Consider the following 14,465-nt stretch of genomic DNA (forward strand, 5'->3'; position numbering starts at 1 on the left):
GGATCAATCAGCTCATGTGGCGCCTGACACACCGCAATCGCGGGCAAGCCCGCTCCCACATTGAATCTGTTTCAGGCCATAAATCTCACTAGAACAGATCGATCGGCGCCGCCTCATCCGCCGGCAGCGGGCTACCCGGTGCAACGCCATTGCCCAGCTCATTGACCGACGGCGGCGTGTCTTCGCTCTTGAACAGTTCGAAGTACGCATTCGGTGTGCTTGGCGAGGCCGCACGGCCACTGATCGGGTCGATGCGCAGGCTGAGGATGCCTTCCGGCTCCGGCTGGGTGTGCGGCGGCTTGTCCTTCAAGGCTGCGCCCATGTAGCTCATCCAGATCGGCAGTGCGACGGTGCCACCGAACTCGCGGCGACCCAGGCTTTCCGGCTGGTCATAGCCGGTCCACACGGTGGTCACGTAGTCGGCGTTGTAGCCGGAGAACCAGGCGTCCTTGGATTCGTTGGTGGTACCGGTCTTGCCGGCGATGTCTGGCCGGTTCAGCGCCAGGGCGCGGCGGCCGGTCCCCTTCTTGATCACATCTTCCAGGATGCTGTTGAGAATATAAGTGGTACGGCCGTCGACAATACGCTCGGCAACTGCCGGCGCCTGTGGCTCCGCCGGGGTACCGTTGGCGGCCTGCGTCGTGCCTGGGGTCGGCTCGATGGTGATGCCGCCATTGCTCGGTGCTGCCAGGCCATCCGTCGCTGCCACGCCGTTGACCACGTCACCCGGCACGCGTGGTGGGTTGGCGGTGAACAGGGTGTCGCCGTTGCGGCTTTCGATCTTGTCGATCAGGTACGGTGTGATCTTGTAGCCGCCGTTGGCAAAGGTGCTCCAGCCGGTGGCGATTTCCATCGGTGTGAGGGTCGCGGTGCCCAGGGCGAGGGACAGGTTGGGCGGCAGGTCTGACTTGGCGAAACCGAAGCGCGTCATGTAATCGATGGTCTTGCCCACGCCCATTGCCTGCAGCAAGCGGATCGACACCAGGTTGCGCGACTTGTACAGCGCTTCGCGGATGCGGATCGGGCCTAGGAAGGTGTTGGTGTCGTTCTTCGGGCGCCAGACCTTGTCCAGGTACTCGTCGACAAACACGATGGGTGCATCGTTGACCAGGCTGGCGGCGGTGTAGCCGTTGTCCAGCGCGGCGCTGTAGATGAACGGCTTGAAGCTCGAGCCCGGTTGGCGCTTGGCCTGGGTCGCGCGGTTGTAGTTGCTCTGCTCGAACGCGAAGCCACCGACCAGGGCACGGATTGCACCGTTCTGCGGGTCCAGCGACACCAGTGCGCCCTGGGCCAGCGGCACCTGGCTGAACTTGAGGCTGTCGTCCTTCTGGCGTTGTACGCGGATCAAATCGCCCACCTGCGCCACGTCCGACGGTTGCTTGGGCATCGGGCCCATGCTGTTGGTGTTCAGGAACGGGCGCGCCCACTTCATGCTGTCCCACGCCACATGGGCTTCGCCGGTGCGGGTCAGGACCTGCACGCCATCTTTTTTCACTTGGGTGACGATGGCCGGCTCCAGGCCGCTGATCGCACGCTGTTTGCCCAGCTCGGTGGTCCATGCGCTCAGGGTCTTGCCCGGCAGGCGTGATTCGGGGCCACGGTAGCCGTGACGCTGGTCATAGGTGATCAGGCCGGAATGCACCGAATTATTGGCGATATCCTGCAAGTCGCTCGGCACGGTGGTGGTCACGCGGAAACCTTCGGTATACGCCTCGCTGCCGTAGCGGCCGACCATCTCGGCGCGCGCCATTTCGGCGATGTAAGGGGCGTTCACTTCCGGCGTCGGCACGTGGTAGCTGGCATTCAACGGCTCGGCGATGGCGCTTTCGTAAGCGGCCTGGTCGATCTTGCCCAGCTTGTACATGCGCCCCAGGATCCAGTCGCGGCGCTCTTTGCTGCGCGCCGGGTTGGCCAGTGGGTTGAAGCGTGAGGGCGCCTTGGGCAGGCCGGCGATCATGGCCATCTGCGCCAGGCTGGCGTCACGGATGGACTTGCCATAGTAGACCTGCGAGGCCGCCTCGATCCCGTAGGCGCGGTTGCCCAGGTAGATCTTGTTCACGTACAGCTCAAGGATCTCATCCTTGGTCAACTGGCGTTCGATTTGCAGCGCCAGGAGAATCTCGGTGGCCTTGCGCGAAAAGCTGCGCTCGCTGGTCAGGAAGAAGTTCTTCGCCACCTGCATGGTGATGGTGCTGCCGCCGGATTGAATGTGTCCGCTTTTTACCAATTGCGTGGCCGCACGCACCAGGCTGCTGGGGTCGACGCCATAGTGGTTGGCAAAATTATCGTCCTCGGCCGAGAGCAGGGCGCTGATGAAATTGGGTGGAATATCGGCAAAACGGATCGGTGTGCGGCGCATTTCGCCGAACTCCGCGATCAGTTTTTCATCGCTGCTGTAGACCCGCAAAGGAATCTGCAACTGGATACTTCTGAGAGCCTCTACGGAGGGCAAACCCGGACTAAGGTAGAGGTAGGCCCCGCTGAGCACGAGCAGCAGCCCGCAAACGATGGCGACAATGGAGTACCCGAAAAACTTCAGCAGACGAATCAAGGCTTTTGGATTTCCAGAGAAAAGAATGGGTTAGGCGTCGGGGCTTGCATGGCAATCGATGGATCGACCCGAGCTGCAGATAAAAAGCGGCAAAAAACGCTGGGCATTAAAGCATTTTTCGACTTGGGGCGTCATTCGCACCTGCTCAACAAGTCGACCGAATGCATGACCCCCGGCGGCAATCAGGCGGTATGACAGGCAAAGCTTTAGGGAGTTTTATGGGAAAAGGATTTTTCACGGGAAAACTCGATACCCTGCTGGGCGTCGACATCAATGACACGGCAATCCGGCTGGTGGAGCTGGGCCGTTCAATCACGGGTTACCACATTCGGGCCTATGTCACCCAGGCATTGCCGGTACGCTCGGTGGTCGACGGCACATTCCTGGATCTCGAAGGCGTGGGACGCACCTTGCGCAGTGCGTTGTCGCGAATGGCAACGTCGGTCCGTGGTGCTGCCGCTGCGGTATCCGGGCCCTCGGTGATCACGCGCATAATCGAGATGGAGGCTGGGCTCACCGACGATGAGATGGCCTGGATGATCCAGATGGAGGCAGACCAGTACATTCCTTATCCATTGGATGACGTGGCCATCGACTTTCAAGTGCGCGGGCCGACCGCCCTGGACCCAGGTCGTGTCGAGGTGCTGCTGGCGGCGTGCCTGAAGGAACACGTCGAGGCACGGGAGGCGGTTCTGGCGCTGGCCGGGCTGGTGCCGAGGGTGGTCGATGTCGAAGCGTTTGCATTGGCGCGCGCATGCAGTCAGGATTTCGCCAGCTTCACGCCGGGCCATCGAGTCGATGGTGCACAATGGGCCGTGGACGCCCACGGGATGGGAATTGCTTGCGGGTTGGCCCTGAGGAGTTTCGCTTGAAGACACGAATCAACCTTTTGCCTTGGCGCCAGGCGCTGGCGGAGCGGCGACGCAAGTACCTGCTGGCGTGTCTGCTGGCGTTCGCCTGCGCGGCGCTCGCAGCCGTATGGCTGGCGGACCAGGTGATCGACCAGGCCATTGACCGGCAAGTGACCCGTAATGACCATCTGGGCAAGCAAATCACCGGCCTGGATTCGCGCATCAAGACCATCGATGACCTGCAGGAGCAAAGCCAGCAGTTGGCGCAGCGCATGAAGGTTGTGCAGGACCTGCACGACTCCCGCTCGTCCGGTGCGCAATTGTTGGATCAGTTGGCGCGCGCAGTACCCGACGGTGTCCATCTGCATGAAGTGGTGGCGAAGGGCGATACGGTGAGTATCAGCGGCAGTGCCGAGTCGAGTCAGGATATCGCCCAACTGATGCGTCGCCTGGAGGCTGCGCAAGGCGCCCACTCCACGCGGTTGCAACAGGTGCGAACCGAGGGCGCGCGTGGCAACAACGAATTCCAGTTGATGGTGCGACAGGGCGAGCCTTCCGAGGCGCGACCTTGAGCCCGTTGAGGCTCAATCTTTCTGCACTCACTCACAACGCTGCAAAATGGCCCCTACCTGGCAAGGCCCTGTTGGGCTGTGCGCTGGCGAGCCTGATATTTGTGGTGGGTGACCTTGTGTACCTGAGCCCGTCGCGTCAGCGGCTAAGCCAGGTCGAGGTGCGGGAAGTGGCCCTGCAACAGCAAGTCGCTCAAAAGACGGCCATGGCTGCCCCCCTTGAGGCGCGCACGCAGCAGCTCCAATTGATGCAGGCGAAAGCCGATGAGCTTTTCCGGGCGTTGCCGGGCAAATCCGAAATGCCCGGCTTGCTGGAAGACATCGCGCACTTGGCATTGGCCAATGGTCTGGTGGTCGAGAGTGTCACGCCGTTGGACGAACAGTCCCAGCCGTACTATCACGAGCAGCCGGTACAGGTCGGCGTGGCAGGGGCTTACCACGACCTGGCGACGTTCCTGAGTAGCTTGGGTGGTCTGGCGCGAATCGCGACGGTGCACGATGTGGTCCTGCGGCGGGATGGCAAGCTGCTGCGCCTTGATCTGCTGGTCAAGAGCTACTGGCAGCCGGGCGGCGGGGGAGGCGGTCAGGCCCGCCAAGGGCAGCCCTTTGTCTACGAGGCTTGCGGGCTGCGCGACCCTTTTCAGCGGCTTGCCGTTCAGGTCGATCACCTACCTGGGCGGCCGGCCCGTGCGCCAGATCTCGCCCGGCCACGCGCAGCCCTGGAAAGCCTTGCGCTGGACCAGTTCGAAATGGTCGGCACGCTGTCCCGCGGGTCGCAGGTTTTCGCCTTGCTGCGTGCGGCCTCCACGGTGCATCGCCTGGCGGTCGGTGACTATGTGGGGCCGGACCATGGCCGGGTCACGGCCATCCATGAGCGTCACATAGAGCTGGTCGAGCTGTTTCCTGATGGTCAGGGTGCATGGCTGGAGCGCCCGCGAACCCTGGTGTTGAACGTCAACTCATAACGGAATCGAATCAATGAAAAGGATTTTCTTGTCCTTCGGTGTGGCGCTATGGATAGCGTTCACGGCGCCGATGGCTGTTGCTGTGCCCAATCGTGTAGACCTGATCCAGTTGCCACCGCCTGGCAGCGCCACGTCGAGCGCTTACACCGGCGACAAGCTGAACCTCAACTTCCAGAGCATCGAGTTGCGCACCGCGCTGCAGCAGATTGCCGATGTGGCGGGCCTCAATCTGGTTGCCAGCGACGATGTGCAGGGCTCGATCACCCTGCGTCTTAAGGATGTGCCTTGGGATCAGGCGTTGGACCTGGTGCTGCAAGCCAAGGGCCTGGATAAGCGGGTAAAGGCCGGTGTGTTGCTGGTCGCGCCCGCCGAGGAGTTGGCCGCGCGTGAGCTGCTGACGCTGGAGTCGCGCAAGCAAATGGCCGAACTGGCGCCGTTGCGTCGGGAGCTGCTGCAGGTCAATTACGCCAAGGCGGCGGACCTGGCCAAGTTGTTTCAGTCAGTCACGGGCCTTGAGGGTGTCACCGATGAGCGTGGCTCGGTGGCGGTGGATGATCGCACCAACAACATCATCGCCTATCAGACTGGCGAGCGGCTGGAGGAACTGCGCAGGATCGTGGCGCAACTGGATGTGCCGGTGCGCCAGGTCATGATCGAGGCACGGATTGTCGAGGCGAATGTCGATTATGACAAAAGCCTGGGCGCGCGCTGGGGTGGGCGGCTCACTCGCGGCAACTGGGGCGCGGGTGGCATTCCCAAACCTCTGCCTGAAGGCGCGGAGCCGCCGGAAAACCCACCCAGTTCACCTTTCGTGGACTTGGGGACATTCAACGGCACCTCGGGCTTGGGCATCGCCTTTATCACCGACAACCTGCTGCTGGACCTGGAGCTCACCGCCATGGAGAAAACCGGTAACGGCGAAATCGTCTCGCAACCCAAGGTGGTCACGTCCGACAAGGAAACCGCACGCATCCTCAAGGGCACCGAGATTCCCTACCAGGAATCCAGCTCCAGCGGCGCCACCTCGGTGTCGTTCAAGGAGGCCTCGCTGTCGCTGGAGGTCACCCCGCAAATCACCCCTGACGACCGCGTGATCATGGAGGTGAAAGTCACCAAGGATGAGCCCGACTATCTCAATAAACTCAACGACGTGCCGCCGATCAAGAAAAACGAGGTCAACGCCAAGGTACTGGTCAAGGATGGCGAGACCATTGTCATCGGCGGGGTTTTCTCCAATACCCAAAGCAAAGTGGTAGATAAAGTGCCATTTTTGGGCGATGTGCCGTATCTTGGCCGCCTTTTCCGGCGCGATGTGCTGGCGGAGAAAAAATCCGAGCTGCTGGTATTCCTGACTCCGCGTATTATGAATAACCAGGCGATTGCTGTGAGTCGTTGATTCTGTGCGAAATTTGATTCTTGTAGGACCGATGGGCGCTGGAAAAAGCACCATCGGCCGTTTGCTGGCCAAAGAGCTGCGCCTGCCGTTCAAAGATTCCGACAAGGAAATTGAATTGCGCACGGGTGCCAATATCCCATGGATCTTCGATAAGGAAGGCGAACTGGGCTTTCGTGACCGCGAGCAGGCGATGATTGCCGAGCTGTGCGGCTGCGATGGCGTGGTATTGGCGACCGGTGGTGGCGCGGTGATGCGTGACGAGAACCGTCGCGCGCTGCATGCCGGTGGCCGCGTGGTCTACCTGCATGCGTCGGTCGAGCAGCAAGTGGGCCGCACCGCCCGTGATCGCAATCGCCCGTTACTGCGCACGGCCAATCCGGAGAAAACCCTGCGGGATTTGCTGGCGCTGCGCGATCCGCTGTATCGGGAAATTGCCGATCTGGTGGTGGAAACCGATGAGCGGCCACCCCGGATGGTGGTCCTCGACATTCTTGAGCGCCTGCAACGGCTGCCACCCCGTTAAAGCCAGGCCCGAAATGCGCTATTCTCGGCGGCGCGCCAACACCTCCCAAGGTGTGGCGTAGAGCCATCAGGCAGCGTCAGTGTTTGGCGTTACCGGTCGTCAATACATCTTCAACGCGGGGACACATGCAGACACTTAAGGTCGATCTAGGCGAGCGAAGCTACCCGATCCATATTGGCGAAGGTCTGTTGGACCAGCCCGAGTTGCTCGCACCGCATATTGCCGGGCGGCAAGTGGCGATCATCTCCAATGAAACGGTCGCGCCGCTGTATCTTGAGCGTCTGAGCCGCAGCCTCGCGGCGTACTCCGTTATTTCTGTGATCCTGCCCGACGGCGAGGCCCATAAGAACTGGGAAACCCTGCAACTGATCTTTGATGGCCTGCTGACTGCACGTCATGACCGCCGTACTACCGTGATCGCCCTGGGCGGCGGTGTGATCGGCGACATGGCCGGCTTTGCAGCGGCCTGCTACCAGCGTGGCGTGGACTTTATCCAGGTGCCGACCACCCTGCTGTCCCAGGTGGATTCGTCGGTGGGCGGCAAGACCGGCATCAACCACCCGCTGGGCAAGAATATGGTGGGCGCGTTCTACCAGCCGCAAGCCGTGCTGATCGACACCGCGACTCTCAACACCTTGCCGCCGCGTGAGCTGTCGGCGGGTCTGGCGGAAGTCATCAAGTACGGGCTGATCTGCGACGAACCGTTCCTGACCTGGCTGGAAGAGCACGTCGACGCCTTGCGCAATCTCGACCAGGCGGCCCTCACCGAAGCCATTTCCCGATCCTGTGCCGCCAAGGCACTCGTGGTGAATGCCGACGAACGGGAGTCCGGCGTACGGGCCACCTTGAACCTGGGTCACACCTTCGGCCATGCGATCGAAACCCACATGGGCTATGGTGTGTGGTTGCATGGGGAAGCCGTTGCGGCTGGCACCGTGATGGCACTGGAGATGTCGCAGCGCCTGGGCTGGATCAGTGCCCAGGAGCGTGACCGTGGCATCCGCCTGTTCCAGCGCGCCGGTTTGCCGGTGATTCCGCCTGAAGAGATGACCGAGGCAGATTTCCTCGAACATATGGCAATAGACAAGAAAGTGATCGACGGTCGACTGCGACTGGTGCTGCTGCGCCACATGGGCGAAGCGGTGGTGACCGACGATTATCCGAAAGAGATTTTACAGGCCACGCTGGGAGCGGATTACCGCGCCCTGGCCCAGCTTAAAGGTTAATAAGATCCCGATGACTAGTTTGCATGCCGACGAGGCGTTCCTCGGCCATTACCAGTTAAGCCACGACCCTTTTGCTCCACGGGTGCCTGGTTTCAAATTTTTCCCGGCCCAGCGCAAACCAGTGCTCGGCCAGTTGCATCACCTCGCGCGCTACAGCCAATTGCTGCTGGTCGTGACCGGCCCTTTGGGCAGCGGCAAAACCTTGCTGCGCCAGGCCCTGGTGGCCAGCACTAACAAGCAGTCGGTGCAGAGCGTGGTGGTGTCGGCCCGTGGTGCCGGTGATGCGGCGGGCGTGTTGCGCCAGGTCGCCCAGGCGCTGGACGTGGCGACTGCCGAGCCGAACGCAATCCTCAAGCAAGTGGTACAACTGGGCCTGACCGGCCAGGAAGTCTACCTGCTGGTGGATGACGCCGAACAGCTCGACGAATCCGCCCTCGAAGCGCTGCTGGCGCTGGCAGCCGGTACGCCGGAAGGTCGCCCCCACGTGTTCCTGTTTGGTGAGTCGTCGCTGATTGCCGAGCTGGAGCAGATCAGCGGTGATCAGGAGCTGTTCCACGTCATCGAACTGCAGCCGTACGAAGAGGAAGAAACCCGCGAATACCTGGCTCAACGCCTGGAAGGCGCGGGCGCGGGTATCGAACTTTTCTCCGCTCAACAGATCTCTGATATTCACGAAAGCTCCGACGGCTGGCCTGGCACCATCAACCAGGTTGCCCGCGATGCCATGATCGAAGCCATGATTGCCAGCCGCACAGCGGTCAAGCGTCCAAAGATGGGGTTCACTATGCCTAAGAAACACGTATTGGCTATTTCCGCCGTTGTCGTGGTCGCTGTCGCCGCCGCCTGGTTGATTCCAGGCCGCAGCAAGGCACCGACTACGGCCGGCGCGCCAACCGAACAGGCGCAGTTGCCACTGGGCAAACCCACGCCAAACGTCGAGTTCGCCAATTCCGGGCAACCGACCAACCTGCCGATGGTTGGCCAACCTGTCATGCGCGGCCCGCTCGCCGAAGAAGCTGGTGGTATCTCCGAAGGTGATGACGGCGTGCCGGTGGAAGGTTCCAGCGCAACACCGCCGACCGTCACGACCACTGCACCACCTGCGGGCGTCCCAGCCGGTCAGCCAGTGGCAAAACCAACGCCGGCACCGACTGTTGCAACCGCCAAGCCTGCGCCTGTGACCAAACCTGTTGCGCCAGCGCCAGCCGCCAAGCCCGCTCCGGCCCCGGCTGCCAAGCCTGCTGAAAAACCGGCCGCCACCGTTGCCAAGGCCGGTGCTGCAGGTAGCGGCTGGTATGGCAGCCAGCCTTCCGGCAACTTCGTGGTGCAGATCCTCGGCACCAGCTCCGAAGCCAACGCCCAGGCGTTCGTGAAAGAGCAGGGCGGCGAGTACCGTTATTTCAAGAAAGTGCTCAACGGCAAGCCTCTCTACGTGATCACCTATGGCAGTTTCTCCAGCCGTGCAGCGGCTGATTCTGCCATCAAGGCCTTGCCAGCGAAGGTTCAGGCTGGTAAACCTTGGCCTCGCACTGTTGCCAGCGTTCAACAAGAACTGGCAACAACTCGCTGAAGATTCGGCGGCCTTACCCAGGCCGCCCTCCCGGCACCTCAAAAAAACCACAAGTGCGTGCTGTCTCTAGAGACCGCGCGCTTTGTGGTGTCTGCGTCACAGTGGCTTTTGAGTCGTAACGGTCAGAATTAAAAAAGTTTTGACTAGCACAGCATATCGCTTTAAACCTTTCATAAATGCGACATAGATTTGCGACATTTCGTCGCTAAATTTGTGAGCGTCTGTGTCGGTGTGTACAATGACCTCCCTTTTGCCCCCGCTAAGCCGGCGTACGTTCGGCGTGGAAGGTAACCGGTTGAATTGAAAAGAAATTTGCCTCGGAATAAGAGGCAGCCTGGTGAGAAAGTGTCTATGAAAGCAGGTCTGTACCAACCCGATGAATTCAAGGATAACTGCGGTTTCGGCCTGATAGCCCATATGCAGGGCGAGCCCAGTCATACCCTTTTGCAAACGGCCATCGAGGCCCTGACCTGCATGACCCACCGCGGTGGGATCAACGCCGACGGCAAGACTGGTGACGGCTGCGGCTTGCTGATTCAAAAGCCCGACCTGTTCCTGCGCGCTGTCGCAAAAGAACAATTTGCGGTCGACCTGCCCAAGCAGTACGCCGTGGGCATGGTGTTTTTCAACCAGGACCCGGTCAAAGCCGAAGCCGCTCGCGAGAACATGAACCGCGAGATCCTGGCTGCCGGCCTGCAACTCGTCGGCTGGCGCAAAGTGCCGATCGACACCAGCGTGCTCGGCCGCCTGGCCCTCGAGCGCCTGCCGCAGATCGAGCAAGTGTTCATCGCCGGGGACGGCCTGAGCGACCAGGACATGGCGATCAAGCTGTTCACGTCGCGTCGCCGCTCGTCCGTTGCCAATGCCGCCGACACCGACCACTACATCTGCAGCTTTTCCCACAAGACCATCATTTATAAAGGCCTGATGATGCCGGCGGACCTCACCGCCTTCTATCCAGACCTGAGCGATGAGCGCCTGCAGACCGCAATCTGCGTGTTCCACCAGCGCTTCTCCACCAACACCCTGCCGAAATGGCCGCTGGCCCAGCCATTCCGCTTCCTCGCCCACAACGGCGAGATCAACACCATCACCGGCAACCGCAACTGGGCCGTGGCCCGTCGCACCAAGTTCGCCAACGATTTGATGGACCTGGAAGAGCTCGGCCCGCTGGTCAACCGCGTGGGTTCCGACTCCTCCAGCATGGACAACATGCTCGAACTGATGGTCACCGGCGGCATCGACCTGTTCCGTGGCGTGCGCATGATCATTCCGCCAGCGTGGCAGAACGTCGAGACCATGGACCCGGACCTGCGTGCATTCTACGAGTACAACTCGATGCACATGGAACCGTGGGACGGCCCGGCCGGCGTGGTCATGACCGACGGTCGCTATGCGGTATGCCTGCTCGACCGTAACGGTCTGCGCCCGGCGCGTTGGGTCACCACTACCAACGGTTTCATCACCCTGGCTTCGGAAATCGGCGTGTGGGACTACAAGCCCGAAGACGTCATCGCCAAAGGCCGCGTGGGGCCGGGCCAGATCCTGGCCGTGGACACCGAAACCGGGCAGATCCTCGACACCGACGCCATCGACAACCGCTTGAAGTCCCGTCACCCGTACAAGCAATGGCTGCGCAAGAACGCCCTGCGCATCCAGGCGACCATGGAAGACAACGACCATGGTTCGGCGTTCTACGACGTGGACCAACTCAAGCAATACATGAAGATGTACCAGGTCACGTTCGAAGAGCGCGACCAGGTGCTGCGTCCGCTCGGTGAGCAAGGCTACGAGGCGGTTGGCTCCATGGGCGATGACACGCCGATGGCCGTGCTGTCCCAGCGCGTGCGTACGCCGTACGACTATTTCCGCCAGCAGTTCGCCCAGGTGACCAACCCGCCTATCGACCCGCTGCGCGAAGCTATCGTGATGTCCCTGGAGGTGTGCCTCGGTGCCGAGCGCAACATCTTCCAGGAGTCGCCTGAGCACGCCTCCCGCGTGATCCTCAGCTCGCCGGTCGTGTCTCCGGCCAAGTGGCGCTCGCTGATGACCCTGGAGCGCCCGGGCTTTGACCGCCAGATCATCGACCTGAACTACGACGAGAGCCTCGGCCTTGAAGCCGCAGTGCGCAACGTCGCCGACCAGGCCGAAGAAGCCGTGCGTGCTGGTCGTACCCAGATCGTACTGACCGACCGCCACATCGCGCCGGGCAAGCTGCCGATCCACGCCTCGCTGGCGACTGGCGCGGTGCACCACCGCCTGACCGAGAAAGGCCTGCGTTGCGACTCCAACATCCTTGTCGAAACCGCCACCGCCCGCGACCCGCATCACTTTGCGGTGTTGATCGGTTTCGGCGCCTCGGCGGTGTACCCGTTCCTTGCGTACGAAGTGCTGGGTGACCTGATCCGTACCGGTGAAGTGCTGGGCGACCTCTATGAGGTGTTCAAGAACTACCGCAAGGGCATCACCAAAGGCCTGCTGAAGATCCTGTCGAAGATGGGCATCTCCACCGTTACGTCTTATCGCGGTGCGCAACTGTTCGAAGCCATCGGCCTGTCCGAAGAAGTCTGCGAGCTGAGCTTCCGGGGAGTGCCAAGTCGCATCAAGGGCGCACGTTTCGTCGATATCGAAGCTGAACAGAAAGCCCTGGCAGCCGAAGCCTGGAGTGCGCGCAAGCCGATCCAGCAAGGCGGCCTGCTCAAGTTCGTGCACGGTGGCGAATACCACGCGTATAACCCGGACGTAGTCAACACCCTGCAAGCCGCCGTGCAGCAGGGCGACTACGCCAAGTTCAAGGCATACACCTCGCTGGTGGACAACCGCCCGGTGTCGATGATCCGTGACCTGTTCAAGGTGAAGACCCTGGACACGCCGATGGACATCGCCGAAGTCGAGCCGCTGGAATCGATCCTCAAGCGCTTCGACTCCGCCGGTATCTCCCTGGGCGCGTTGTCGCCCGAGGCTCACGAAGCCCTGGCCGAAGCCATGAACCGCCTGGGCGCGCGTTCCAACTCCGGCGAAGGCGGTGAAGACCCGGCGCGCTACGGCACCATCAAGAGCTCGAAAATCAAGCAGGTCGCCACCGGCCGTTTCGGTGTAACCCCGGAATACCTGGTCAACGCCGAAGTGCTGCAGATCAAGGTGGCCCAGGGCGCCAAGCCCGGTGAAGGCGGCCAGCTGCCAGGCGGCAAGGTCAACGGTCTGATCGCCAAGCTGCGTTATGCAGTGCCGGGCGTGACCCTGATCTCGCCGCCGCCGCACCACGACATCTATTCGATCGAAGACTTGTCGCAGCTGATTTTCGACTTGAAACAAGTCAACCCGCAGGCGCTGGTCTCGGTGAAGCTGGTGGCGGAAGCCGGCGTGGGCACTATCGCCGCCGGTGTGGCCAAGGCCTATGCCGACCTGATCACCATCTCTGGCTACGACGGCGGCACCGGCGCTTCGCCGCTGACTTCCATCAAGTACGCCGGCGCGCCGTGGGAACTCGGCCTGGCCGAAACCCACCAGACCCTGCGCGGCAACGACCTGCGTGGCAAGGTGCGCGTGCAGACCGACGGCGGCCTGAAAACCGGCCTCGACGTGATCAAGGCCGCGATCCTCGGTGCGGAGAGCTTTGGCTTTGGCACTGCACCGATGATCGCCCTGGGCTGCAAATACCTGCGCATCTGCCACCTGAACAACTGCGCCACCGGTGTCGCCACTCAGAACGAGAAGCTGCGCAAGGATCACTACATCGGCACCGTCGACATGGTGGTGAATTTCTTCACCTACGTCGCCGAAGAGACCCGTGAGTGGCTGGCCAAGCTGGGCGTGCGTTCGCTGGAAGAGCTGATCGGCCGTACCGATCTGCTGGAAGTCCTCGAAGGCCAGACCGCCAAGCAGAACCACCTGGACCTGACGCCGCTGTTGGGCAGCGATCATATCCCGGCCGACAAACCGCAGTTCTGCGGCGTGGACCGTAATCCACCGTTCGACAAAGGCCTGTTGGCCGAGAAGATGGTCGACATGGCCGGTTCCTCGATCAACGACGCCAGCGGTGGCGAGTTCGCCCTGGATATCTGCAACTGCGACCGTTCCATCGGTGCACGCATCTCCGGCGAAATCGCGCGCAAGCACGGTAACCAGGGCATGGCGAAAGCGCCGATCACTTTCCGCTTCAAGGGCACTGCTGGGCAGAGCTTCGGCGTATGGAACGCCGGTGGCTTGCACATGTACCTGGAAGGCGACGCCAACGACTACGTGGGCAAGGGCATGACCGGCGGCAAGCTGGTGATCGTTCCGCCTAAAGGCAGCGTGTACAAGACCCAGGACAGTGCCATCATCGGCAACACCTGCTTGTACGGCGCCACCGGTGGCAAGCTGTTCGCTGCCGGTACTGCCGGTGAGCGTTTCGCCGTGCGTAACTCCGGAGCCCACACCGTGGTGGAAGGCACTGGCGATCACTGCTGCGAGTACATGACCGGGGGCTTTGTCGCGGTACTGGGCAAGACCGGTTACAACTTCGGTTCGGGCATGACCGGCGGTTTCGCCTACGTGCTCGACCAGGACAACACCTTCGTCGACAAGGTCAACCACGAGTTGGTCGAGATCCAGCGGATCAGCGGCGAAGCCATGGAGTCCTACCGGAACCACTTGCAGCACGTGCTGGACGAGTACGTCGAGGAAACCGGCAGCGAATGGGGTCGTAACCTCGCCGAAAACCTCGATGATTACCTGCGTCGTTTCTGGCTGGTCAAGCCCAAGGCTGCCAACCTGAAATCGTTGCTTTCCAGCATCCGTGCCAACCCGCAGTGATATGCGCCTGAAGAGTT

9 protein-coding genes and 1 pseudogene are annotated in these 14,465 nt (G+C 61.6%); 9 read left to right on the top strand and 1 reads right to left on the bottom strand.

Annotated elements, in window-relative coordinates; all coding sequences use genetic code 11:
• Positions 1-88: 88 nt before the first annotated feature.
• The gene (locus K5K89_RS02980; RefSeq protein ID WP_371322039.1) at positions 89-2,548 is read right to left on the bottom strand and encodes a penicillin-binding protein 1A; all 2,460 of its coding nucleotides are present in this window, start codon (positions 2,546-2,548) and stop codon (positions 89-91) included.
• 51 nt (positions 2,549-2,599) lie between these two features.
• Here K5K89_RS02980 and K5K89_RS02985 point away from each other — a divergent pair, with 51 nt between their 5' ends.
• From K5K89_RS02985 to gltB, 9 genes and pseudogenes are all read left to right on the top strand, one after another.
• Positions 2,600-2,746: a hypothetical protein gene (locus tag K5K89_RS02985; protein ID WP_222540833.1), complete on the top strand. Its 147-nt coding sequence runs from the start codon at positions 2,600-2,602 to the stop codon at positions 2,744-2,746.
• A gap of 23 nt (positions 2,747-2,769) precedes the next feature.
• Positions 2,770-3,423, top strand: a complete 654-nt coding sequence (gene pilM, locus K5K89_RS02990; RefSeq protein WP_093121363.1) for a type IV pilus assembly protein PilM — start codon at positions 2,770-2,772, stop codon at positions 3,421-3,423.
• Entirely contained in the window at positions 3,420-3,974 is a 555-nt protein-coding gene (locus K5K89_RS02995) for a PilN domain-containing protein (protein ID WP_222540834.1), read from the top strand. Before pilM ends, K5K89_RS02995 begins: the two co-directional genes overlap by 4 nt.
• Positions 3,971-4,936 (top strand): pilus assembly protein PilP, encoded by a 966-nt coding sequence (locus K5K89_RS03000; protein WP_222540835.1) that lies wholly within the window; start codon positions 3,971-3,973, stop codon positions 4,934-4,936. The genes K5K89_RS02995 and K5K89_RS03000 overlap by 4 nt, the downstream gene beginning before the upstream one ends.
• 139 nt (positions 4,937-5,075) lie before the next feature.
• Positions 5,076-6,332, top strand: a pseudogene (locus K5K89_RS03005) (type IV pilus secretin PilQ); the annotation flags it as partial.
• 4 nt (positions 6,333-6,336) lie between these two features.
• Positions 6,337-6,855: a shikimate kinase AroK gene (gene aroK / locus K5K89_RS03010; protein WP_003171222.1), complete on the top strand. Its 519-nt coding sequence runs from the start codon at positions 6,337-6,339 to the stop codon at positions 6,853-6,855.
• Positions 6,856-6,980: 125 nt separating this feature from the next.
• Positions 6,981-8,081, top strand: coding sequence for a 3-dehydroquinate synthase (aroB, locus tag K5K89_RS03015; protein ID WP_021492321.1), 1,101 nt, complete (start codon positions 6,981-6,983; stop codon positions 8,079-8,081).
• Between the two features lie 10 nt (positions 8,082-8,091).
• Entirely contained in the window at positions 8,092-9,651 is a 1,560-nt protein-coding gene (locus K5K89_RS03020; RefSeq protein ID WP_222540836.1) for an SPOR domain-containing protein, read from the top strand.
• Positions 9,652-10,002: 351 nt separating this feature from the next.
• A complete protein-coding gene (gene gltB, locus K5K89_RS03025) occupies positions 10,003-14,448 on the top strand; it encodes a glutamate synthase large subunit (protein WP_222540837.1) in 4,446 nt (1,481 codons plus the stop codon).
• The last annotated feature ends 17 nt before the right edge of the window (positions 14,449-14,465 follow it).

This window comes from Pseudomonas sp. DR208 (assembly GCF_019823005.1).
GTDB classification, from domain to species: Bacteria; Pseudomonadota; Gammaproteobacteria; order Pseudomonadales; family Pseudomonadaceae; genus Aquipseudomonas; species Aquipseudomonas extremorientalis.